At 56.2% G+C, this 23397-nt stretch carries 18 protein-coding genes; 15 read left to right on the top strand and 3 right to left on the bottom strand.

The features are described from left to right. A complete protein-coding gene (locus EN850_RS28390) occupies positions 1 to 372 on the top strand; it encodes a cupin (RefSeq protein WP_135880847.1) in 372 nt (123 codons plus the stop codon). After that, positions 332 to 1309, top strand: coding sequence for an ABC transporter substrate-binding protein (locus EN850_RS28385; RefSeq protein WP_210237992.1), 978 nt, complete (start codon positions 332 to 334; stop codon positions 1307 to 1309). The genes EN850_RS28390 and EN850_RS28385 overlap by 41 nt, the downstream gene beginning before the upstream one ends. 18 nt (positions 1310 to 1327) lie before the next feature. Here the strand turns inward: EN850_RS28385 and EN850_RS28380 are convergent, their stop codons facing one another. Continuing rightward, positions 1328 to 1936: a MarR family transcriptional regulator gene (locus tag EN850_RS28380; protein WP_135917421.1), complete on the bottom strand. Its 609-nt coding sequence runs from the start codon at positions 1934 to 1936 to the stop codon at positions 1328 to 1330. Positions 1937 to 2729: 793 nt separating this feature from the next. On the opposite strand from EN850_RS28380, the gene EN850_RS28375 reads away from it, so the two are divergent. The 12 genes from EN850_RS28375 to EN850_RS28320 all read left to right on the top strand — a co-directional run bounded on the left by EN850_RS28375 (position 2730) and on the right by EN850_RS28320 (position 19234). Next, the gene (locus tag EN850_RS28375) at positions 2730 to 4241 is read left to right on the top strand and encodes an aldehyde dehydrogenase family protein (RefSeq protein ID WP_135880844.1); all 1512 of its coding nucleotides are present in this window, start codon (positions 2730 to 2732) and stop codon (positions 4239 to 4241) included. A gap of 3 nt (positions 4242 to 4244) precedes the next feature. Next, complete coding sequence (locus tag EN850_RS28370) at positions 4245 to 4670, top strand: RidA family protein (protein ID WP_135880843.1); 426 nt, start codon at positions 4245 to 4247, stop codon at positions 4668 to 4670. Between the two features lie 313 nt (positions 4671 to 4983). Continuing rightward, positions 4984 to 6423 carry an FAD-dependent oxidoreductase gene (locus EN850_RS28365; protein WP_135880842.1) on the top strand — a complete coding sequence of 480 codons (1440 nt, stop codon included), beginning with the start codon at positions 4984 to 4986 and terminating at the stop codon, positions 6421 to 6423. Positions 6424 to 6460: 37 nt separating this feature from the next. Beyond that, on the top strand, positions 6461 to 7432 hold the full coding sequence (locus tag EN850_RS28360) for an ABC transporter permease (RefSeq protein WP_135880841.1): 972 nt from the start codon (positions 6461 to 6463) through the stop codon (positions 7430 to 7432). Next, a complete protein-coding gene (locus tag EN850_RS28355; protein ID WP_135880840.1) occupies positions 7429 to 8331 on the top strand; it encodes an ABC transporter permease in 903 nt (300 codons plus the stop codon). Before EN850_RS28360 ends, EN850_RS28355 begins: the two co-directional genes overlap by 4 nt. Next, positions 8328 to 10166, top strand: a complete 1839-nt coding sequence (locus EN850_RS28350; protein WP_189522236.1) for an ABC transporter ATP-binding protein — start codon at positions 8328 to 8330, stop codon at positions 10164 to 10166. The genes EN850_RS28355 and EN850_RS28350 overlap by 4 nt, the downstream gene beginning before the upstream one ends. Then, positions 10163 to 11863, top strand: a complete 1701-nt coding sequence (locus tag EN850_RS28345) for a thiamine pyrophosphate-binding protein (RefSeq protein ID WP_135932936.1) — start codon at positions 10163 to 10165, stop codon at positions 11861 to 11863. The genes EN850_RS28350 and EN850_RS28345 overlap by 4 nt, the downstream gene beginning before the upstream one ends. A gap of 141 nt (positions 11864 to 12004) precedes the next feature. After that, positions 12005 to 13561: an ABC transporter substrate-binding protein gene (locus EN850_RS28340; RefSeq protein ID WP_135917425.1), complete on the top strand. Its 1557-nt coding sequence runs from the start codon at positions 12005 to 12007 to the stop codon at positions 13559 to 13561. Between the two features lie 49 nt (positions 13562 to 13610). Beyond that, positions 13611 to 15407: a thiamine pyrophosphate-binding protein gene (locus EN850_RS28335; protein WP_135932935.1), complete on the top strand. Its 1797-nt coding sequence runs from the start codon at positions 13611 to 13613 to the stop codon at positions 15405 to 15407. Between the two features lie 135 nt (positions 15408 to 15542). Next, on the top strand, positions 15543 to 17039 hold the full coding sequence (locus EN850_RS28330; protein WP_135906878.1) for a 4-hydroxyphenylacetate 3-hydroxylase N-terminal domain-containing protein: 1497 nt from the start codon (positions 15543 to 15545) through the stop codon (positions 17037 to 17039). After that, complete coding sequence (locus EN850_RS28325; RefSeq protein WP_335930846.1) at positions 16960 to 17625, top strand: flavin reductase family protein; 666 nt, start codon at positions 16960 to 16962, stop codon at positions 17623 to 17625. Before EN850_RS28330 ends, EN850_RS28325 begins: the two co-directional genes overlap by 80 nt. A 184-nt stretch (positions 17626 to 17809) precedes the next feature. Beyond that, on the top strand, positions 17810 to 19234 hold the full coding sequence (locus tag EN850_RS28320; protein ID WP_135917429.1) for a UbiD family decarboxylase: 1425 nt from the start codon (positions 17810 to 17812) through the stop codon (positions 19232 to 19234). A 640-nt stretch (positions 19235 to 19874) separates the two neighbouring features. On the opposite strand, the gene EN850_RS28315 is transcribed toward EN850_RS28320, so the two are convergent. Beyond that, positions 19875 to 21335 carry an aldehyde dehydrogenase family protein gene (locus EN850_RS28315; RefSeq protein ID WP_135917431.1) on the bottom strand — a complete coding sequence of 487 codons (1461 nt, stop codon included), beginning with the start codon at positions 21333 to 21335 and terminating at the stop codon, positions 19875 to 19877. Positions 21336 to 21573: 238 nt separating this feature from the next. Here EN850_RS28315 and EN850_RS28310 point away from each other — a divergent pair, with 238 nt between their 5' ends. Continuing rightward, complete coding sequence (locus tag EN850_RS28310; protein WP_135917433.1) at positions 21574 to 22197, top strand: MarR family winged helix-turn-helix transcriptional regulator; 624 nt, start codon at positions 21574 to 21576, stop codon at positions 22195 to 22197. Positions 22198 to 22485: 288 nt separating this feature from the next. On the opposite strand, the gene EN850_RS36500 is transcribed toward EN850_RS28310, so the two are convergent. After that, positions 22486 to 23043: a TetR/AcrR family transcriptional regulator gene (locus tag EN850_RS36500; protein WP_245521032.1), complete on the bottom strand. Its 558-nt coding sequence runs from the start codon at positions 23041 to 23043 to the stop codon at positions 22486 to 22488. Positions 23044 to 23397 lie beyond the last annotated feature (354 nt).

The following is a 23397-nucleotide window of genomic DNA, read 5'->3' as shown; positions in this document are numbered from 1 at the left end:
ATGACAGAAAAGCTTCACGAGGAATTTGCCATCGTCGACCTTGAAGAGGGTTGGCACACCCCGGATGGCTACCCATCGGGCATCAAGCAGAAGATTCTCTCCGGCGGACTTGACGAGGTGGCGCGCAAGGGTAATCGGACCCGGCTGCTGCGTTTCGACCCGGGCGTCTATACGACCTCGCCATTCGTCCACATTTACTGGGAGGAAGTCTTCCTCGTTTCAGGGGATCTCATTGTCGGTAACGACACGGACGGGAAGGGGGGGGAGAAATTCGAGGGCTATACTTACGCAGTTCGGCCGCCCGGCGTCTATCACGGCCCCTTCAAGTCGGATGGCGGCTGTCTCCTGCTTGAAACGCACTGGTTCCAATAAGGAGTTTGCCATGCTTAAGCTTGCCGTGCCCGACATGGTGTCGAACTCCTACTTTCCGGCGGAAGCCGCGATAGAGCTTGGCCATTTCCGCGATAACGGGTTGGATGTTTCCCTGGACCTGATGTTCCCAGTAGACCGTTCCTACAAGGCGCTGCGGGACGGTGAGATCGACATAGTCGCCGGATCCGCACATTCGGCGCTGGCCGCCTTTCCGAACTTCAAGGGGGTGAAACTCCTCTGCGCGCAAGCGCAAGGCATGTACTGGTTCCTGGTCATGCACGCCGACTATGCCGCGCAACGCGGCGACCTTTCGGTATTGAAAGGCAAAAGGATCGGCGCGGCGCCGTGGGTGGAAACCGGATTGCGTGGGTTGCTCGCTGAAGCGGGTATCGACATCGAACGCGACGGGGTAACGATCGCTCCGGTTCCATCGCAGCCCGGCCAAACCGTCAACTTCGGTCTCAATGCCGCCAAGGCGCTCGAGGCTCGCCTGATCGACGGATTCTGGGCTAATGGCATGGCAGCCGAGATCGCTACAACCAGGGGCATCGGCAAGGTCATTCTTGACGTGAGGCGGGGTGACGGTCCTTCCGAGGCCTTCGATTATACTTTCGCCTCGATCGCGGTTCGCGACGAGTTCGTCGCGGAAGACCCGAAACGCGCACAGGCGATCGTGCAGGCGATCGTCGATACCCACGCCCATCTGCATAAAAATCCGGATGTGGCGGCCCAGGTCGGCGCAGCGCTGTTCCCGGCAAACGAAGCCGGCCTCATTACAACGCTGATCAAGCGCGATCTGCCATTCTACGATCACCGCATCTCCCGCAAGACCGTCGCGGGAATGAGCAGGTTCGCACGGCACATGAATCTGGCTTCGCAGGATCTCGCCTACGAGGATGTGGTGGCGAGCCGGACAAGCGCCTTCAGCGACGTCTGACCGCTGGCGGATGGCTGCTCAGTCGATCGGGTTTTCCCGCTCCGCGACCTTGAGTTGCGCCAGCGCCAACTCGCTGTTGCGAGAAAGACGAGTGAAGAGCGATTCGGCCGAAGCAAGATCGGCCGCCGTCATTCCTTCAAACAGAACGTCGTTAACTTTGGTGACGAAAGGTGCGACAGATTTAACCGTCTTTTCGCCTTCCGCGGTCAGACTGACAAGCACGCTGCGCCTGTCGTCATCCGACGAGCGCTTCACGAGCAGGCCACCGCGAATCAAGCGGCCCACCTCGGTCGTCACGTGCGTTGGTGCCAGATGAACATACTGCGCCAGCCGCTTTATGGTGACGCCCTGCTCACCTTGTCGATAGGCCACTCCGAACAAGACGGCAAACTGGGAACCGGTCAGCCCGATCTGCCGACCGAACGCCTCTCGGCAAACAGTCAATTTTCCGAGAACTTCGGCAAACAGGTATACGACATGACGGAAGCTGTCGTCGCTGCCGTCAACGAGTAAAGTGGGATTGGAGACTGTCAACGGCGCAGAAAATTCAGTCTGCTTGATGCTGGCAACGGTCTTCGTCTTTGCCGCAACCCCGGTTGTAGCCAACTTCTGCTTGATCTCTGGCACTCATGTCCTCCGGATAAACCACCCCGAACCTTCTTGCCCAAGCGCCAACGACGGCAGACCAGAGCGAGTCAGGTTCTAGGAACTGGTACCTGAAAGGTATCTTGATATCAAATCTGGAAAGTTTTCTGGCAGCTATTCAACGGTATCCGGTGCGTGGCTTTCTGCTGTGGCAACAACGGACAACGCAACAATGCGCCCTGTATCCAACTCCCCATTCCCAGAGCTTTCGTAAAGCTTCTGAATTAATGTTAAACATTCTCCAAATTAGAAAGGTATTGAAGTCCTGGTCAAGAGGGAATCGGGCAGACGCACCGTCAGCGGCGGCGAGGGCTGCGGCAAGCAGTTGCGTCAGTGGAATTTAGTGACAACGAGCTTGGCGTCGAAGGGGGGAGGTTCCGCCCCCTTTATGCGGTCAGATCTCCTGCATTGATAGCATCGGCATTGGTTTCTTCGATCTGTCACGCTGGGGATCTGCCCGATTGGCTTGATCTGATGAACTGATGCCTCCCAGGCATAGTGTTGAGCCAAAGCCCCGTTGTGGGCTCGTGAATGTCCCAGCGCAGTCCGATTATGATCACACTGTGCCCTTCCAAAGCTCGATGCCATCTCATGTCACGTGGTGTGCAAGTCGGTCGCAATGTCATGACGCGGTGCCAGACGTGACGCAGAGGTTAAGCGCTTCACCTGTTTCAACGAGCGGCATCAGCCAGGGAAATTGCTAGTTGACAAAACATCAAAATGATATGTTAGTTATGGATATAACAGTTGGTGTTTTGGAGGAGATTTCATTCAGATGGTTCGCGATTCCGCAGCTTTTGAAGCGTCAGAACCAACGCTGTCGTCAACCACATCGATGGTCGGTGCACGAAAGTGGGGGTTGGTGATAGACGGTAAGATCACTGGCGCGTTGGAAGGGCAGGAGTTTGAGAACTTCAGTCCCGTCACCGGCGCCATGATATGCCAACTGCCCGATGCGCGTGAGCGCGATGTCGAAGCTGCGGTTGCGAGCGCGGCCAAAGCTCAGGTTGATTGGGGCCGCATGCCCGTCAAGGAGCGCTCTTCCATTGTAAGGAAGCTTGCGACGGTACTCCGGGAGCACCGCAAGGAGCTCGCTGCGCTCGACGCCATTGATGTCGGAAACGTGTATTCCTTTATGCTTGCGGACGTGGATGCCGCAGCCGACACGCTAGAGATGATGGCGAATTTCGGCCTGAGCCTGACTGGACGGACTTACCCGGTCGCGGATACGCACCTTTGCTATTCCCGGTATGAGCCCTACGGTGTGGTCGCACGCATCAACGCGTTCAATCATCCAGTGTTGTTCGCGGGTCAAAAGATCGGCGCGCCTCTGGTCGCGGGCAACGCCCTTATCATGAAGCCTTCTGAGAACGCCGCTCTTTCGGCTTTGCGTATGGGCGAATTGTTTGCAGAACATCTTCCGCCGGGATTGCTCAATGTGATCGTCGGGAAGGGGGCGGAGTGTCCGCAAGCGATTGTCCGACATCCGGCAGTCAAGAGAATTGGCTTCATCGGCAGCTCACAAGTCGGGATGGCCATTCAGCGCGACGCCGCCGCTGTTGCAGTAAAGAATATCACGTTGGAACTTGGCGGCAAGAATGCACTGATCGTTGCTCCTGACGCCGACTTCGAAGCCGCTGCAGTCGGCGTCGTAAAAGGAATGAATTTCGTGGGCTGGCAGAGCCAGTCCTGCATGTCGACGACCCGTGCAATCGTGCCCCGTTCCGAGCAGGAGCGGTTCGCCTCTCTGGTTAAGGCGGAGGTTGAATCTATTGTGATCGGGGATCCATTTGAGCCCACCACCAGGATGGGAACGCTCGCCTCTCAGGCGCAGTTCGAGAAAACACGGATGTACGTGGACATCGCCAAAAGCGAGGGCGCCGAACTCGTGACCGGTGGTGAGCCTCACACGGGCTGCGGGCCTGGCCTCTATCACAAGCCGACCGTTTTCACCAACGTTCGTCCCGAAAGTCGCCTGGCGCGCGAAGAGGTCTTTGGACCAGTTCTATCGATAATAGGTTACGACACCCTCGATGAGGCAGTCCAGATCGCCAACTCCGTCACCTTCGGGCTCACGGGTTCCGTCTGGAGTCGCGATATCGGGACCGCTCATCGGCTCGCGCACGCATTACAGGCCGGTTACGTGTGGATCAACGATTCCTCCTCGCAATTCGAAGGCGTTCCGTTCGGCGGCTACAAAAACTCCGGCATCGGACACGAGGATGGATTGGAGGAGCTGTTTAGCTATGCGCAGCTCAAGGCGCTCAACGTTCGTATCGGAGGATAGATCGTGACTGAAGTTGGTATTTTGCCCAAAGGGCTTGGACCGTTCCGCATAGGCCGCGATACGATGCCTTGGAGCAGCGGGTGCGTATCTGGCGGCTTCGTTTTTCTCTCAGGCATCGTCGGGCACGTCGACGACGATGGCAATCCAGTTCCCGGACTCGAAGAGCAGACGGAACTCGCCTTCGCCCGTCTAATCTCGGAACTCGAAAGGGCTGGAAGCTCGTTCGATAATCTGGTTCGGCTGAACCAATATATCACCAACGCCTCTGAGCGAGAACCTTACGTGGGCCGGCGGGAGGCCTTTCTAAGGAGTAAAGTAGACAAGTACCCGGAACGCCGGGCTTTTGCGTCAACTCTCCTTATCACCACCCTTGCAGACCCCGCTATCCGGTTGGAATTGGAAGCGACTGCGGCAGTCGGGGCAAAGTGAATTGACGCGAGTAAATGCTTGACAGCTACGAAATTCATATTAATATTGTATGTTAATTATCTCGTCGGAAGGGATGAGCATGCGGCGAGACGGTAGGTAGATATTGCACCTTGGCATACGACGAGCGGAGAGGTTGAGACCATGAAGGCTTCTTCGCTTGATGTTTGAAGGGGCGACTTGAGTCCTCTCCCGGCTGGATCGAGCGAGCCCAGATGTCGCCTCTGCAGGCGAAAGATGAAGTTGAGTTAGATAGGCGCCCGACAGTTACTACTACTGTGATCGTCAGTTCGATAAGATTGGAAAGTTAGTACAAATGGCAAGTCCAAACGGTCAAGCTGTAACACCATTGACGCTGCGCGCCCCTAGTGTTATCGATCTGGGAAAGCGCCGCCCGCTTTGGCTTGACCAAGCTTTTGGCGACGATTTTCCTGGCAATGCCCCTCTTAGCGGCAATCATAAAGCTGACGTTGTAATCGTAGGCGGCGGTTATGTCGGCTTGTGGACAGCTTTAGAGCTGAAGCGGCTTCAACCGTCGCTCGACGTAGCGCTTGTGGAGCGCAAGACGTGCGGCTCCGGCGCCTCGGGGCGCAATGCCGGGTTTGCCATGCCATGGTGGCTCAAGATCTTAACGCTGGAAGAGGTCCTTGGTCGGGAGGAGGCGTTAAAGCTTTGCATAGCGAGCGAAGATGCGGTGGCGCAGGTCATAAGTTTCTGTGAAACGCATTGCCCGGAGGCACAACCGCGGAAAGATGGCTGGATGTGGGCTGCGTCCACGCCAGCACATGTAGGACGTTGGGAGGCAACGGTCCGCAAGCTTGAAGAGCTCGGCAAGCAGAGGTTTACACTCTTAGGCGCGAAAGAGATTCAGGAGCGGATCGGGACCAATACCCACCTTTCTGGCGTCTATGATCCGAACGCAGCTACTCTTCACCCCGGTTATCTGGTTCGCGGACTCCGTAGACGGGCAATCGAATTGGGAGTGAGGGTATATGAAAATTCGCCCATGCTCGAGATCAGAGACGCTAACCCGGCTGTGGTCGTCACGAAAAACGGCACGATCTCGGCACCCCAGGTTGTGTTGGCCAACAATGCCTGGTCAGCAAACCACCCCGCAGTCAAGGGAAGAATCGTAGTTATTGCGGCTGACCTGCTTGCTACCAGCCCGATTCCGCAAAGGTTGGCTCAGTTGGGATGGACTAACGGCACCGGCGTTATTAACGCGCGCCAGCGCATCCAGGTTTATCGCACTACCCCGGACGGCCGAATTTACTTCGGTCGCGGCGGGGGAGGACTTGCATTCGGAGGTTGGTTCGGCGACCGCTACGACTCGTCCCCAAAACATTCTCGTGAAACCGCGGAAGCCTTCCAAAAAATATTCCCGATGTTGGCTGACGTAAAGATCTCTCACAATTGGACCGCGCCGATAGACATGACGCCGACGGGGCTTCCCTTCTTCGGCCGCTTTGGGAAGTACAAGAATGTATCCTATGGCGTTGGCTGGAGCGGCTATGGAGTCGCATTGTCCCATATTGGCGGACGCATCCTATCTTCGATGGCCTTGGAGCTAAAGAACGAGTGGTCGGAATGCGGCCTTGTAGACCGGCCGGCTGAGAAATTTCCACCCGAACCTTTCCGCTATCTCGGGGGCAAGCTCGTACAGGCGGCGGTGACGGCTAAAGAGAAATCGGACGATTCACAGAAGAAGCCCACTAAGTTTGTGTCTCTTCTGAGTCGTCTTGCGCCAAAGCATTGACGTTCCGCTCTGGGCAATCGGGACTACCGGACAGAGGATGCAGATGCGAGCATTAAGCGAAACATTGAAGCAGGTCGGTTCGGCTTTGCTTGCGCTACTTATAATCAGTATCGTGACATTTGCCGCGACCAGTATTCGTTCGCCTGAAGCAGTGGCAATGAATGCGCTGGGCCGCGAAGCGAGCACCGACGCAATCAACAATTTCATCATCCAGAACGGGCTTGACCAGCCATTGGTATTCAGGTTCCTGACGTGGCTCTGGCACTTCGTCCGCCTCGACTGGGGAATGTCCGCGGTGAACAACCGGCCGGTGAGCGAGGTTGTCATCCCTTGGATCAGCAACACCCTTGCGCTTTCAGTTGTCGCACTCGCTCTCGCCCTGCCCATATCCGTTTGGCTGGGGCTCTTGATGGCTAAGAAATGGGGTACTGCCACGGACGTGGGTCTTCTCTCCCTGACAGTGATCCTGGCCGGCATCCCAGAATTCGTCGTGGCCATTATATTGATGTTCGTATTTGCTCTGTGCCTAGGCCTGGTGCCGGTCGACAGCACGCTCGCAGACCACGGGACTGTTCTGGAGCGTATCCAAGCCTATGTTTTGCCGACTTTGACCTTGGTCGTTGTGATGGTGCCGCATATGAGTCGTATCGCGCGCGCATCCGCTGCCGAAGCTCTACGCGCGCCTTTTATCAAGGCCGCAATCCTGCGCGGCATGAGTCGCAGCATTGTCTTGTGGGACTATGCGATGCGCAGCGCGGCTGTGCCCTTCGTCAACGCCGTGGGCATCAATGTCGTCTATCTGCTTAGCGGGGTAGTCGTCATCGAGAATGTGTTCGCATTTCCTGGCATTGGGCGGCTGCTCGTCCAGGCTGTGGCTTCCGGCGACACCAACGTGGTGCAGGCGATAGCAGTCGTCATGGGCACGCTTTTCCTCGCCATCAGCTTCGTTTGCGATCTTCTGGTGATCTATTTCAATCCGAAACTGCGCAGGCGGAAGGGTAGTGCATGAGCACGATTATAGTGGGCGGCGCTGTCACGGGTTCCCTGGACGCACCAGCCAAGCCGTCTTCCATTTTCAAACACGCGCTGCTCCACACGGTGCAGGGGCGTGTTGGAATAGCATCGCTCACATTGATCTTCCTGGTTATTCTGCTTGGCCCGCTGTTCGCTCCCTATTCGTACAGCGAACTCGGCGTCGGTGCGCCGCTTGAGCGCGCGTCGTTGGCTCATCTCTTTGGGACTGATCAGTTAGGTCGGGATATCCTGAGCCGGCTCCTCTTCGGCGGCGGGACAGTTGTGCTCGTGCCTTTGGTTGCCGTCACCCTGGCGTTTTGCATTGGAGGCGGTGTCGGCACCTACGGCGCCTACAAAGGGGGCAAAACAGATCTGCTCATAACTCGCACATTTGATCTGTTTCTCGCTGTTCCGCCCCTGCTGCTAGCACTTGTTATAATTAGTGCCCTGGGAACTTCGCCAATGGTCCTCGTGGCTGTGGTGACGATTGTCTATATCCCTCGCATTGGCCGAGTGATACGCGGAGCCACACAGGGCATCATTACGAACGACTACGTTGCGGCGGCCGAGGCGCGCGGCGAATCTACTCTCGCGATTCTACTTCGTGAGGTCTTCCCAAATGTTATGGGTCTTGCCTCAGCAGAGTACGCTCTCAGACTTACCTATTCAATTCTGTTCGTGGCTACCCTGAGTTTTCTGGGCCTCGGCGCTCAACCGCCGAGCTCTGATTGGGGATTGATGGTCGCCGAATCCAGAGGGTTCATCTCCATCAATCCATGGGCAACCTTGGCCCCCAGTTTGGCTATCGCCATCCTCTCGGTCGGGTTCAACCTTGTCGCGGATGCACTGGCGAGCGTCGTCGGAGCCTCCGAAAACGGAAGAGTAGTGATTTGACAGCGGTCCTTGACGTCCGAAATTTGTCTGTTGCCTACCGGCAATCGTCGGGGACACTGAACCACGTCGTCGAGAAGGTCGACCTGAAGCTATTTGCGGGTCAAGTTCTTGGTCTCGCTGGAGAATCAGGTTCGGGCAAATCAACCACTGCACTCGCTGCTATAGGTTATAAAAGCAGCAACGTGGCAATCACGTCTGGAGAGGCACTCCTGGGCGATCGCGACCTTCTCGTGCTGCCTCGAGAGGATCTGCGCGGTATCTGGGGCAAGGAGATCGCTTACGTCTCCCAAGACTCATATGGCGCCCTCAGCCCGGCTACAACCATCGGTCACCAATTCATTCAAACGATCCGGCGGCACTTCGCGATCTCCCAGGCCGACGCTGTCGCTCGATGCATTGAGTTGTTGAGATCTGTTGCTATCCCAGATCCCGAGAGCGCTGTTGGTCGCTATTCTTATGAATTCAGCGGCGGACAACTCCAGCGCATCTGCATTGCGATGGCCATGGCCTGCAAACCACGCCTGCTGCTCCTTGATGAGCCAACGTCGGGTCTGGATGTTACGACCCAGGCTCGGATTTCGGCGCTCATCCGAGAGTTGGTCTCGGAGAATAACGTCGCCACTCTCTACGTCAGCCATGATTTAGCTTTGCTGCGCGAATGCTCTGACGAGTTGGCGGTAATGTACAACGGGCGTGTGGTTGAATATGGTCCGACTGCAGCGATCGTTGACCGTCCGCAACACCCATATACGAGCGCTTTGATCCGAGCAGTTCCAAGCGTTCGCATACCCGCAAAGATCGAAGGGATCTCAGGTCAGACACCCCCCAGCGTTGTACTGGGTCGGTGCTCATTCTCTGATCGCTGCGCCTACAAACGCGAGGCTTGCGAACAGACAGACATTCCCGATCTTTTGCGCAATGACGGCGGCGTTGTTAAATGCCTGTTCCCGCTGAAAGGCCAGCAGGCTAGGGCGCGGATCGATACTGGACGCGCAACAGGCCTGAGCGCACTTGCACCGGTCCTGAAGGTGAGTAACATTTCGTGCCATTATCTCTTCAAAAAAGAACCAGCAGTAAACAACGTCTCGCTTACGCTACGGCCAAAGGAAATCATTGGCATCGTTGGAGAGAGCGGGAGCGGAAAATCGACACTGCTGCGGGCAATCGCAGGTCTTCAACCTTTTTCCGGCTCGATCGAGTTTGATGGAGAGGTTCTTGCGGCCTCCGCCCGCAAGCGTTCGAAGATTGCCAAGTTCGGCATTCAGGTCATCTTTCAGAATCCTGATACTTCGTTGAACCCAAGGCACACCATTTTTGACTTAATCCGGCGTCCGCTGGTCCTCGCCCGAGAAGGCAAGATCAGCCGATCTGACCAGCATGACATCGTGGTGGAGACAATGCGATCGGTCTCCCTCCCAACTAGCATCCTGGATCGATACCCCTCGGAGCTTTCCGGTGGGCAGAAGCAACGTGTTGCAATCGCTAGGGCCTTCGCACCGAAGCCCAAGGTCGTCTTGTGCGATGAAATCACGTCTGCCCTGGACGTATCGGTTCAGGCCCACGTCTTGCAGCTTCTGAGAGATCTCTCGGACAAAAGCGGCACCGCCATTGTTTTTGTCAGTCACAACTTGGCTGTTATCAGATCTCTCGCTGACAAGTGCATGGTGATGCATTTGGGAAAAGATGTTGAACAGCAGCCGACAGAACAGCTGTTCAATTCCCCATTGCAGGAATACTCGCGAGAGCTATTGCGGGCTATTCCTGATCTGCAGTGTGGAGATAATGAGAATGCGTTCTCGCCAATGCGTGTATCGGTCAAAGGGGAAATAAATTGACGGGAACATCTGTTGAATATGGGTCGGATTTGGTGATGTCGCTTCTTCTTGAGGCGGGCATCGATACAATTACCTTCAATCCCGGGTTCAGTGTAAAAGGGATCACCGACTCGCTCGCCCATTTCGGGTCCGAATTCAGGGCAATCATGTGTCCCCAGGAGGGCGTCGCGGTTGCTGCCGCACACGCTTATGCGAAAGCGACGGGCAAGCCGATGGCCGTCATTCTGCATAACATCGTCGGTCTACAGAACGGGACCATGGCCATCTTCGACGCCTGGTGCGACCGAGTGCCGATGATCGTGCTTGGTGGTACCGGCCCGCTCTCGAAGGAGGAACGTAGACCATGGATCGACTGGATCCATTCAGCGCATGATCAGGGTGCGCAAATCAGAGAATACACAAAATGGGATGATCAGCCCCTCGACGTTGAGTCGGTGCCGGAGAGCTTTTGGCGGGCGTGGCAGACCTCGGTAGCCGTCCCGCAAGGTCCGGTCTACGTGTGCTTCGACACTTCCGTTCAGGACGCCCCAATCGGAAGTTCGGCGTCTACCCACTGGCGCAAGCTAAACAACGCACCGACGTCGCCGGCCCTCAGTCGGGAGCATGCGCAATCTGTTGCGAGCCGTCTTGCAAGCGCTACGCTACCTGTAATCGTTACCGATTTCGCTGGCGAGACACTTGAAGGTTTCAACTCGATTCGTGAGCTTTCTGAGTTACTGGAGTGTCCGGTAGTCGACTGCGGAGCGAGGTTCAACTTCCCGACCAATCACCGGCTCAATTTCAGCTATCTGGAAGAAAAAGTAGTGCCGCAAGCTGATCTGATCTTGGCGATCGACGTCGAAGATCGCGACGGCCGCGTTCTCCCCCATATCCGTCCCGAGACGGAAGTGATCTGGATAAGCCCGGCGCACTTACGCATCCGTTCTTGGTCGCAGGACTACCTAAAGCTCCCGCGCGCCAGCGAGCAGGTCACCTCCGCGGCTGCGCCTGCCTTGAAGGCCATCCTCCAAGAGATCGTTCACTTTCCTGATGTCGCCGAGCAATCCGGGCGCCGGCGCGCGCAGATCGAGGGCGTAGTCGATCAGGCGAGGGCGCAATGGCGCCAGGATGTGTCTACACAGACGGGCATCTCACTGTCGACTCTGGCCGCAACTATGAAAACGGTCCTCTCTGAACTCGATTGGACCCTGGTTACTGGGTCAATGTACGGGTGGGACAAAAAGCTGATCGACATGACCAAGCACCGCGCGCATCTGGGCGGCGAGGGCGGAGGGGGCTGTGGCTATATGCCAGGAGCCGCGATAGGCGGCGCTATTGGACTTAGCGACGGCAGTGTCCCAGTTGCAGTTATCTCCGACGGTGACCTTCTTTTCTGCCCGTCGGCTTTATGGACAATCGCAAATCAAAATCTTCCCATGCTGATTATCATGGACAACAACCGAGCTTACAAAAATACGCTGGCCCACGGACAGCGCGTTGCGACCCGACGAGGCCGCGCTGAAGCAAATGCGTTGCTGGGCAATGTTTTCACCGATCCGAAAATCGATTTCGCTGCTATGGCGCGATCATACGGGTTGGAGGCGTTCGGCCCGATAGAACGGCTGGAGGATCTAGAGAGCACTTTGAGAAAAGCAATGGATATCGTTCGTAGCGGACGCCCCGCTCTTGTCGATGTTGTGACAGAGCTTGTCATCTGACGCTTGTGGCCCCCGCGCGGCCAACGCGTTTCCCGACAGAATATGTACGATTTTAGGTGCTATTTTAGATGACAGAGATATGTTAATCTGGTAGATTAATATTGGCGGCGTTTCGGCCGTCCTAAAACAGGGGAACTGGTCATGAAGAAGCAGCAGGAAGCTGTCGGCTGGAACATCAGTCGACGCCACGCTATGATGCTTGCGCTAGGTGCTCTAGCGCCTTTGAGCATCGTAGATTCACTAATCTCTCAGGCGCACGCTGCCGGCAAAACAGAGATCAAACTCGCCATTGGCGATGCCCAGGTCAAAGAAACGCTTGATCCAGCGCTGTCTGAAATAACCAATTCACATGTCGTCGTCGGCGTGGTTTACGATCATCTGGTTCGTTATGATGCGACATATAAGCTAACGCCACATCTTGCGGAGCGCTGGGAGCCCAACAGCGACGCGACCGAATGGACATTCTATCTTCGAAAGGACGTCAAGTGGCATGACGGCCGCCCGTTCACCGCTGCGGATGTCGAGTATACGATCCGCCGCCTGATTGATAAAAATGTCGGCTCAGATCTTTTTGCGCGGCTTGCGCCCTCGATTGATCCCAAGCGTATCGTGGTGAAAAACGATCACGAGATCTCGATCGGCCTGTTGCGACCCGACGCGTTCCTTCCGCTTACTTTCGGCACGAGGCAGTCAGCGATCGTTCCGACCGGCTTCGAAACGCGGACAACGGACCTGAGCAAAGCCATCGGATGCGGTCCATTTAAGCTTGTCAGTTATTCGCCTGGCAAGGGCTGGGAAGCTGTAAGGAATGACGAGTATTATGGTGGAGCGTCGAAGATTGAGCGTATTCGCGTTTCTGTAATCCCGGAGCAGGCGACTAAGTTGCAGGCAGTGGTTGCCGGCGATTTCGACGCGTGTGATGCGATACAACCTTCGCTCGCTCGGACGATTGAGGGCAACAGCAAGGTAAAGCTGGCACGGCTCACCGCTGATCGAATGATGTGCATTGCCATGGATTCGACTCAGAAGCCGTTCAATGATCCGCGTGTTCAAATGGCAATCAAGCGCGCTATAGACCGCAAGAAGCTACTAGACCTTTCCTATCTAGGCTATGGCGAAGTCAGCAACGACATTCCCGTGCCTCCAACGGATCCCTTATATCCTTCAGACGTAGATCACTCGCAGGATATTGAACTGTCGAAAAGGCTGCTCGCGGAAGCCGGATATCCCAACGGTATCGATATCGAATTGGGAACGTCGGAATCGTTCGGAGGAATGGTTGATCTTGCCGTTGCCTTTGCGGGCATCGTTGCCCCGGCTGGAATTAGAGTAACCGTCAAGCAGCACCCGCCTTCGACTTATTGGGATCAAGTCTGGCTGCATGGGGCGATGTATGTGACCTACTGGACAACCCGCCACGCAGCAGACCGGCTTCCGATCACCTACGGCGAGGACTCCCATGTGAACGAATCTCGGTTCAAAAGCCCCAAGTTGCATGATCTGGTTGCCGGGGCCCTGGCTACGCTGGATGAAGCGAAGCAAAAAAGCCTTTTTCAGGAGGCTTTGCGCCTCGTCGCCGAAGAATCCGGACTGATCGTGCCGTTCTTTATCGACAAGCTGTGGGTGGCTCAGTCGGCATTCGACCTTCGTGTGTCGCTGGAAACCCAGGTTGATCTGGCAAACTCGAGCTTTAGTTAGTCATTGCTTTTTAGGTATGTAGATAGGTTTTAACGTGCAAAAAACTATAATGCTTGAGTCCGTCATCAAGTCCGGCCCGTCGAAAGACGGGCCGGAGTGGGGGTCGGATGTCGTCGCTGCAATGCTGCACCGAATGGACATCGAATACGTTGCTGTAATGCCCGGTGCATCCTTCCGGGGAATGCAAGACTCGTTCGTCAACCACATAGGGAATAAGGATCCAGGTCTTCTTCTGTGCATTCATGAGAATTCCGCCGTGGGCATCGCCCGCGGTTACGCCAGGGCCTCCGGCAAGCCCATGGGGGTCATCTTGCATAATGTCGTCGGTCTCTTGGCCGGCTCCATGGGAATTTTCGACAGTTGGATCGACCGGAGCCCTATGCTCATCATCGGCAGCACGGGACCCGTAGACGCCGCGAAGCGACGGCCGCTGATTGACGGCATGCATACGGCAAACGTTCAGGGCAATCTGGTCCGCGACTTCACGAAATGGGATGATCAGCCCGCCTCGTTCGCAGCTCTTACAGAAGCTCTTCTCAGGGCAAATCGCATTGCGCGGCAGGAACCGCCAGGCCCTGTCTATGTCTGTGTTTCCACTGATATTCAGGAGGCACCGGTCCCAAGTGATTTTGTTCTGCCGGATCAGACCCGTTTCGCGCCCGCTGCATCGCCGTTTCCACCTCCTGAACTGGTTGAACAAGCAGCCTCTTGGCTCTGCAAGAGTCGATTTCCCGTCGCTATTGCCGACCGGTCCGGACGAGACGAGACTTCGAGCAAGGCGTTGGTGGATCTTGCGGAGATGCTCGCCATGCCTGTCCTTGACCAGGGCTGGGCATGGAGGAGCTTTCCTAGTCCGCACGACCTTGATTTCACCGGAGACGAGAAGGCGATTTTGTCGAAGGCGGACGTCGTTCTTGCGCTCGATTGTACGGATTTGGCCGGCGAAACGGCCGACCTGCCCGCAGGTGTTAAGATCATCAACATCTCGAGCGATGAGCTGCTACATCGCGGCTTTACCGCCGAATATCAAGCCCTGCCAGCTGTAGACCTACCTATCCTCGCTTCTCCGGCAACGGCCCTCCCAGAGCTCCTGCGATGCTGTAAAGCCAAAATTGAAGCCGATACGTCGTCGGGAGCTCGGGTAGAGGGCCGGCGTACTCAACTAAGGGCGTTCAAGGCCGAGCTATCTGCACGACAAGCGGCGCTAATAGCCTCGAACCGTGCAGGGCAACGGCTGACCGAGACATCACTTTGGACGGGCTTGGCGGAACAGCTGGCGAATGAACCGTACTGTATCACTGTCGGCAATTCGCGTCGCCAAGCGCCTGGTGTGATGAAACTCGGGACGGGTTTGAGCCTCGACCTGTCCGGAGAAGCTGGCGGCGCCGTCGGCATGATGGTTCCCGTAGCGATCGGCAGTGCGATCGTTGTCAGCAAAAATGGCCAGCTCCCCGTCGCAGTCATAGGTGACGGAGAATTTCTTGCAGGCTCCTCGGCGATTTGGACGGCCGCCAAATACCGCATTCCAAGCCTGATTGTGGTCAACAACAACAGAAGTTTCCTCAGCGATGAGCATCATCAAGTCCGAATGGCGGAACTTCGTAATCGTCCCACGGAGAACGCCGGCGTGGCAATGAGCCTGGTGGACCCGTCATGCGAGATTGTTTCTGTTGCGAAAGGCTTCGGAGCAATAGGTATTGGACCCATTACTAGCTACGACGAGTATCTGGCAGCGCTGAGTGAGGCGATCCCAATGGTTCGCGATGGTAAATGCGTCGTGGTGGAGTGCCTTACTGAGTATCGCAAGCTCAATGTCTTCAAAGAGCGGGATTCCGGGCGAACCTGACAGGCGGGTCCTATTTGCAATCAGGGCACCCCGCAGACCGAGAGATAGGAAAGCGGGTCGCCAAAAATTCTGCTTGACCAAAATAGCTACAATATGTATGTATCTAATTAGATCAATCAAGTAGGAGTGCATTCGATGAATCCTGGTCTCCATGCCATCGACGCCGCAAAGGCTCAGTCTTCAAGGAGCATGCGAACGGGTGAGGAGTATCTAAACTCGCTTCGGGACGGTCGCGCCGTCTTCGTTGATGGCGAACGTGTTCGTGACGTCACGACGCATCCTGCTTTCGCGGAAGGGGCAAGGTCGGCTGCTCGGCTATTCGACATCGCCTCTGACCCTGCGATGGAGGAGCGGATGACTTTCGTGTCGCCGACCTCTGGCAACCGCGTGTTGCGCGCTTATCAAATTCCTAAGAGCCACGCGGATCTTAAGGCACGGCGATTGGCGTCTGAAACGTGGTCTGAGGCCTCGTTTGGGATGATCGGCAGGTCACCCGACCACGTATCTGGTTTCTTCTGCGGCTATGCGGCACTTCCGGAAGTTTTCGCAGCCGGCGGCAAGGAATACGGCGAGCGCGTGGTTTCTTTCTACGAAAAGCTGCGCGAAAATCACCTTTGGGCGACCTACGCCATTGTGCCGCCGCAGATCGACCGGTCTAAGCCGGCGCACAAACAAAGTGATCCCACTCTCTACGCAGGTGTCGTGAAGGAGAAGGATGGCGGGATCGTGATTTCCGGCGCCCAGCAATTGGCTACTGCCGGGGTTTATTCTGACTACCTTTACCTAAGCTGCATTCACCCACTTCAGGCGGGTGACGAGAACTACGCCATTGGCGTCGCCATACCCATGAACGCTCCAGGTCTGAAGCTCTATCCTCGGCGTCCCTTCGCTCTGCAAGCTACCAATACCTTCGACTATCCGCTTACGAGCCGGTTCGATGAATCTGATTGTTTTGTGGTGTTGGACAACGTGTTCGTGCCGTGGGAAGAAGTGTTCATCTATCGCAACATTGAGGTGTGTCGCGACCAGTGGTGGAAGACACCCTCGCATCTTTATGGCAACCTTCAGGCGCAGGCTCGCTACGCGACCAAGCTCCGCTTTATGGTCGGCTTGCTGCAGCGAATGAACGAAACTACCGGTAACTCAGGGCTTCCGCCTGTGATGGTACAGATGGGAGAACTGACAGCCCTGGTGTCGATCGTGGAGAAGATGCTGGAAGCGCAGGAGACCACAGCGACCTATGATGAGCGCGGTTTCATGTGGCCTGATCCAGCGGCGCTTTATTCGGTGATGGCGCTTCAATCTGAGATCAACCCCCGCATGATAGAGGTGGTGAAAGAGCTGACCGGTGCAGCGATGATCACCATGCCTTCCTCGGTGAAAGATCTCGACAGCCCGGAGACTGCCTCCGATATTGAGCGCTACATGGCGTCCGGAATAACGTCTGCTCGCGATCGCATTCGGCTAATGCGGCTGGCGTGGGACTTCGTCGGCTCTGAGTTTGGTAACCGGCATCAACAGTACGAGAAGTTCTACGGCGGCGCGTCGTTCATTGTTAAGCAGAATATGCTGCGAAGCTACGACATGCGCCGCGCAACTAACTTGGTGGACAAAGCTCTTGCCCTCGATTAGTTCACTCCAGGCCTCAGGGCCTTCGCACAAACGAAGCGGCCAGCCCGTCACGTTAGAGGACGGCCGGGAACTTCGGAATGCTTTCGCGACGTTCGCGACGGGTGTTGCGATCGTTACCACCTGCGTCGGCGACGAGATGATCGGTGCGACTGTTAGTTCGTTCAACTCGGTTTCGCTTGTCCCTCCGCTTGTGTCGTTCAGCATTGCGCGGACGGCTCGGGCATTGGAAGCCTGGAACGCGACTGACCGGTTCGGCGTAAGCATCTTGGCGCGGGCGCAGTCCGAGCTTTCTAGCCGGTTTGCCAGGAGCATGGCGGATAAATGGAGCGGAGTCGAAATCCGTGAGGCTAATGTGATCAACGTTCCCCTGATCGGGGGAGCGCTGATGTGGTTTGAATGCGAAGTCTACGCGCGCTACGATGGAGGGGACCATATTATCCTTCTCGGGCGTGTTCTTGCCGCAACTCGCAACTCCGAAGCCGGGACCGATCCCCTCCTTTTCCACGGCGGTACTTATCGGCATCTCGCGCCCCCAGTGGGTTCGGAAACAATTCCAGACAACGCGATGTGGCCGCACGGATGGTAGGTACGCGACACGCTGCCCACCATAGCCGCCAACGCGGTGTCTGCTGTGCCCCGCCAACGGGACTGCCACATCATTGTCTTTCAATGCGGCTTGGGGAGTCGACGCGTCGCCGTTGCAGGTTGACCCTGCCAAATAGGGCATCTGAACCACTGCACATGCATCATTTGTCTGATAGGGGCTCGCCATGAATGTTGCCTACCGAGATCTTCGCGAATTCATTGGGTTGGTGGACGACATAGGCGATCTCCGGCGCGTTTCAGGCGCATCCCTTATGCATGAGATAGGCGCTATCACCGAAGTCGCTGCCGGCGACGCAAGCTGTCCAGCCCTTTTGTTCAACGACATTCCCGGCCAGGCGACTGGCAACCGCGTTTTCACCAACGCAACGGTCAGTGCGCGGAGAGCAGCGCTGGCCCTTGGCATAGATTACAACCTGCCAGCACTGGAAGCACTGAAGCTTTGGAAAACTCGACGCACGAGCTTGAAGCCGATCGCGCCTGTAGAGACTAAAGACATCCCAGTTCTGGAAAACGAAGCGCGTGGCCAGGATGTTGACCTCTCTCGTTTCCCAAGCCCAGTCTGGCACAAGCTGGACGGGGGCCCCTATATCGGGTCTGGCAGCGTCGTCCTGACGCAAGACCCCGATACTGGCTGGGTCAACTGCTCGATCTACCGCGTCCAAGTCCACAGTCGAAATCGCGTCACTATTCAATTCGATCACAACGGACGTCATGGTGCGATCATTTCGAAGAAATATTGGGATCGCGGCCAGGCCTGCCCCGTGGCCGTCGTCAATGGCCAGGACCCATCACTGTTTATCGCTGGCTTTGAGTATCTCCCGGAGGGAGCATCGGAACTTGACTTTGCGGGCGCCATCCGCGGAGCGCCGGTAGAGGTGTTCAAGGGGCCGCTTACTGGCCTTCCGATCCCCGCACGGGCGGAGATAGTCCTTGAAGGGCGATTACTGCCGATGGCTGTTGAAAGCCTTCCAGAAGGGCCGTTCGGGGAGTTCACCGGCTACTACGCGGCCGATTCTCGACCAGGCCCGGTGATGGAGGTGGACGCCACTTACTTTCGCAACGATCCAATACTTTTCGGCTCTCCGCCTTTGAAGCCACCACGCTTCCATTTCGGATTGTCGTTCCGTGCTGCCAGCATCTGGAGCAACCTGGAAGCAGCTGGTGTCACCGACGTAGTAGGAGCTTGGCAGCACGTTTCGCAACTGATGACAGTCGTCGCAATCCGGCAGCGCTACGCCGGTCATGCTAAGCGCGCAGCGCTCATTGCGGCCGCGCATAGCTATATGGGGCGTCTAGTGGTCGTGGTCGATGAAGATATCGATCCCACAAGTCTCAATGACGTAATGTGGGCCATAACCACGAGAGCCGAACCGTCTGAGGATGTGGACATTATCCGGAACGCTTGGAGCTCTTCGCTCGATCCTCGCATCCCCCCAGCGCATCGGGATATTGGTTTGACCTCACATTCGAAAATGATCATCGATGCCTGCATTCCGTTTCAGCAGCTGGGCACCTACGCGCCCACCACAGCGCTTGGCATCCAAGAGGCCCAAGGAATCCGGCAGAAGTGGCCGCAGGTATTCAAGTAGAAGGGCGGCCTCCAATCTCATGCGAATGCCGGCGCCGATAACCGGAGTGAGGTCTGGGTATAATTTATTCGCACAGACCCTGAGCCGACGTGCCCTTTCCGTAGCGGTAGTTGCGGATTGGTCATCGTGCTGGTGATCGGCGCTGTTGGAGGCTCACTGCCAACTTCGCGAACTGTTCACATTCCTCGTCATTTTCCTCGGTCGCGCCTGCACGGCTCCAGCTGACCAGCAAAGCAGTCGACCGTGGCATCGGCAAATTGCACAGTACGCCAGCTTCTGAACTCGGAGGATTTGCACTGCCGTTAGGGTGCCTACATCCTACATCCATCTTGGCGCCTTCGCTCTCACCGGAGGCACCGGATCCCGGTCGGCGTCGCCTTGAACAGTGCGGCTCTCTGGCGTCCCCTGGCGAGACCGAGTGAGCAAATAGGGCCGAGTCGCTGCGGACAACAATGTCAGTTTGTATCCGAAACTTATCCAGGTCGACTGGCGACGGACATTCAACCAAGGACGCTGACATGTCGTCGCGATTTGGACCCATTGTCGAGCACCATCAAATCACCGTGGAAGTGAACGTGCGTTGATTTGTCGGCGTTCGTAGGAAGACCCGCATCCATATTGCGGGTCGCCCCCGAACCCATCAGAAAGCAATGTTGACATTCTTGAGCTGAGTGCATGCAAGAAGTTCCTCGATGGATTCCTCCCGTCCGAGGCCGGACTGCTTGTAACCACCGAATGGCGCGCCAAGGAAATGCGTGCTCGAGCCGTTGACCCAAATATACCCAGCCTCGACCCTTGCGGCCGCACGGTGGGCGGTACTCAGGTTTTCGGTCCAGATCGAGGCGGTCAACCCCAGCTCTGATTCGTTTACAGCCTGGAACAGGCTCTCTTCGTCAGACCAGCGAATGATGGACATTACCGGACCAAAAATCTCTTCGCGCGCAATTCGCATGGACGGCGAGACATCTTTGAAAATTGTCGGAAGGTAGAAGAAGCCTCCAGAAAGCCGGGGATCCTCTGGCCTCTTACCACCGAAGATCAGCGTCGCTCCGTCCTCCTTGCCGTACTCAACGTAACGCTCTGTCTTTGCCAATTGCTCTGCACTGACGAGGCATCCCATGTCCGTGTCCGGGTCGGATGGAATGCCGGCCGTGAGTTTCGACACGGATGCCACGATGTGCCCAATGACCTCGTCGTAAATACTCTCATGCAGGAAAACACGAGACGTCGAACCGCAGGACTGGCCACACCATGTAAAATTCATGCCCTGGACCGCGCCAGCTGCGACCTTCGCGGGGTCTGCATCGGGAAAGGCTATCAAAGCATTTTTGCCCCCTAGTTCGAGACTGAGTTTCTTTAACGTCCCGGCCGCGGAGCGAGCGATGGCCTTTCCTGTGGCGACCGACCCGATCAAGCCAACCATGGCGACTTTCGGGTGCTCGACAAGCGCTTGGCCGCATTCGAGTCCTCCCGGCAAAACCGTGAATACCCCGGGTGGAAACAGGTCGCCAACCAGTTCTGCAAACAGCAGCGTGGACAGTGGCGCCTGGGCGGGCGGTTTCATAATAATTGCGTTACCCGAAACGAGCGGGGCGGCTGCGCGTTGGGCGGCAAACAGAAATGGATGGTTATACGCATTGATACGCACGACCACGCCGAGGGGCTCCCTCACCGTGTAGTTGATTGAATCTGCACTGAAGGGGATAGTGGTTCCCTTTGCTTCCGTCGCAAGTCCTGCGAAGAACTCGAAGGTGGCGGCTCCGGATTCGGCGTCCTTAATCATCCGCTTGTATGGGCCACCAGAATCGACAGAATCTGTCAGAGTTATCCGCTCGGCATTGGCTCTGATGATTGCTGCCGCCTTGCGCAAAAGTGCGACCCGATCTTGCAACTTTGTTTGTCGCCACTCTCGGAAGCCTGCCTGTGCGGCGTCTACAGCGGCGTCAACATCCGCCTTACCTGCAATCGCGGTGATGCCAAGACTTGCTCCGGTAGCAGGATCGAAAACCTCTTCGCTCAAACCCGTCAGAGACTCGTGCCATCCGCCACCATAATAAAGCTTGCGGTGCGAGGGGAGGGCAGCCTGGATATTGGATTGCATGAGGGTCCTCGTGGCGAGCGTTCAATCTAGAGGCTATAACTACAAAATGTACGTTTCTTATCAAGCTTTTTTTGGAACGAGAACGGAAGGATCGCAAGGGGGAACACAAATGTCGCGGATATGAGTGTCCTGCGGAAATCCCCAATCCCCTCTTTGATTGAGTTAGCTTTGTGATGTAACTAGTGCTCCTTGGGATTGTACGCTTATCCCCTACGGCTGCGCAGATAGAGGTATATGGATGGCGAAAGTGACAACGACCAAGGAAGTCGCTCAAGGGAGAGTACGAAAACGCAAGTCGCAGCCAGCGCCCTTTTCTCCCCCGTTAACCGTTTCACACCGCGAGCTCTTGTACAAAGGTAGCGACGACCGCTTTCGACAGGTGATTTACCTTTTCGTTGAGGTGCTGGGACGCTTTTCGGTCTGCCGAGATGCGTTTGGTCGCTCGATCGGTCTGACCGGTTCGCAGTTCGCCGTCCTCGCCGGCGTTGCATACCGCCAAGGTGAGCAGGGCGTCACGATAAAGCGTTTAGCTCAATACATTCATCTCGCGCCGACGCACGTAACGACGGAGGTCGGCCGGCTTATCCGTATGGGCCTCCTGCAAAAATTCGCTGCTGACGATGACCGCAGAAGTGTGCTTGTCAGTTTGACTGCGGTTGGCGAGGAGACGGTCGTAACTGTCAACCACTTCGTCCGCCGCGTAAACGACGTCTTGTTTGAAGGTGTGTCCGCAGAGGATCTGGAGCGCGCGGAGGGCGTTTTCAACCGTCTGTCGCGCAACAGCGAGTTCGCCATAGCCGAGCTTAGAGTGGCCGAGCGTGAGAGCGCTGAAGGTGATAGTAGGTGGGGCATGGGCCGGTAAGGGGGATACAGCGCCAGTGCGCCCTCAGCACATTTGAGCCTGCAAGCGTTTCAAAATTCCCAACCAGTCGACCTGATAATTCCAGCATTCGACATTGCCGCATCTAGCCGAATTTGCGTTCACCTCTTGTTGTTGGTGACGCTGACGTCCAGCACCACCATTTACCGCGATCGAACGATGCGCTTGAAGGCACCTGTCGATGCCAGCCATGAGGGCAACCCGAACGCCGTGGCCTGGCGCGTAAGAACCGCTTCCCGCGCCCGCGATATCCCGACATGTCTGAAGGAGCTAGCGAACCTGTTTTTGAATCAAGTCGACGCCGCCAGCGGTCATGCCGTGGGCGAACCATGATGCGACCTGATTGAGATTTGGCCTGACCGCATCGGCTACGAGCAGATGCGCCACTGAATAGGATGCTATTATTTCGATAGCATGCTGCACATCGATAGCGCTGTGCACCTCACCTCGGGAAATCGCTGCTGTGAAGGCAGTCTCCATTTGGCGAAAAGTTTGAAAGACCACCTGTCGAAGCGACGATTTCACTAAAGGGGCTGACACAGCCTCTGCGAACATACACTGCAATATCTGGCCTGATCCACGAGACCAGCTGTTAAATACCTGCGTCAGGCAGGCGGCTATGTCCTCTTCAAAGGAATCTTTAAAAATTGGGGCGGCGCCATGATTTCTCCTCTCGTAGATATCTTTTAGCAAAGCAAACTTGTTTGGCCACCATCGATAGATCGTTGGCTTGCCCGCATGTGCTCGTCGTGCCACCGCCTCAAAGGAAAAGCCTGCGTGACCAGCCTCCAACACCAGGCTTTCAGCCGCCTTTAAAATAGCGTTCATTGTCTCGTCGCTTCTCCTCGGTCCAACTGAATGCCTGCTCATTGCCATCCACACCTTTCCGTCGAAACCGAAGCCGCTCAACGAAATGACAGGTGCCTTGCACAGCGGGCTACGGCACCCTTCCCGCACTTCGATCTTGCGCTAGATAGCTACATCATATACATTTATCGAAAGGTCTGTGGTTGTATAACTAGCGGTGCCTATTAGATGTTTGGCAAAGGTCTCATCCAGGTGCACGACGACTCGACGGGATGCGACTACTTCATCCTGGCCATCGACGGTCAAACTTTTGTAGCTCATCGGTCGAAACCAGATTTTGGCACGAGCTGTAAAAGCGATAAATCGCTAGTTCCA

This window comes from Mesorhizobium sp. M8A.F.Ca.ET.207.01.1.1 (assembly GCF_004794715.1).
Lineage (GTDB): Bacteria > Pseudomonadota > Alphaproteobacteria > Rhizobiales > Rhizobiaceae > Mesorhizobium.
Note: the sequence above shows the minus strand (reverse complement) of the source record. Positions and strands in the feature narration are given on the sequence as shown.

Excerpts from the sequence above, each read along its gene's own strand:
- EN850_RS28390 (WP_135880847.1), top strand. The coding sequence starts at position 1 with ATGACAGAAAAGCTTCACGAGGAATTTGCCATCGTCGACCTTGAAGAG.
- EN850_RS28385 (WP_210237992.1), top strand. The coding sequence starts at position 332 with ATGGCGGCTGTCTCCTGCTTGAAACGCACTGGTTCCAATAAGGAGTTT.
- EN850_RS28375 (WP_135880844.1), top strand. The coding sequence starts at position 2,730 with ATGGTTCGCGATTCCGCAGCTTTTGAAGCGTCAGAACCAACGCTGTCG.
- EN850_RS28365 (WP_135880842.1), top strand. The coding sequence starts at position 4,984 with ATGGCAAGTCCAAACGGTCAAGCTGTAACACCATTGACGCTGCGCGCC.
- EN850_RS28360 (WP_135880841.1), top strand. The coding sequence starts at position 6,461 with ATGCAGATGCGAGCATTAAGCGAAACATTGAAGCAGGTCGGTTCGGCT.
- EN850_RS28355 (WP_135880840.1), top strand. The coding sequence starts at position 7,429 with ATGAGCACGATTATAGTGGGCGGCGCTGTCACGGGTTCCCTGGACGCA.
- EN850_RS28340 (WP_135917425.1), top strand. The coding sequence starts at position 12,005 with ATGAAGAAGCAGCAGGAAGCTGTCGGCTGGAACATCAGTCGACGCCAC.
- EN850_RS28335 (WP_135932935.1), top strand. The coding sequence starts at position 13,611 with ATGCTTGAGTCCGTCATCAAGTCCGGCCCGTCGAAAGACGGGCCGGAG.
- EN850_RS28330 (WP_135906878.1), top strand. The coding sequence starts at position 15,543 with ATGAATCCTGGTCTCCATGCCATCGACGCCGCAAAGGCTCAGTCTTCA.
- EN850_RS28320 (WP_135917429.1), top strand. The coding sequence starts at position 17,810 with ATGAATGTTGCCTACCGAGATCTTCGCGAATTCATTGGGTTGGTGGAC.
- EN850_RS28315 (WP_135917431.1), bottom strand. The coding sequence starts at position 21,335 with ATGCAATCCAATATCCAGGCTGCCCTCCCCTCGCACCGCAAGCTTTAT.
- EN850_RS28310 (WP_135917433.1), top strand. The coding sequence starts at position 21,574 with ATGGCGAAAGTGACAACGACCAAGGAAGTCGCTCAAGGGAGAGTACGA.
- EN850_RS36500 (WP_245521032.1), bottom strand. The coding sequence starts at position 23,043 with ATGAACGCTATTTTAAAGGCGGCTGAAAGCCTGGTGTTGGAGGCTGGT.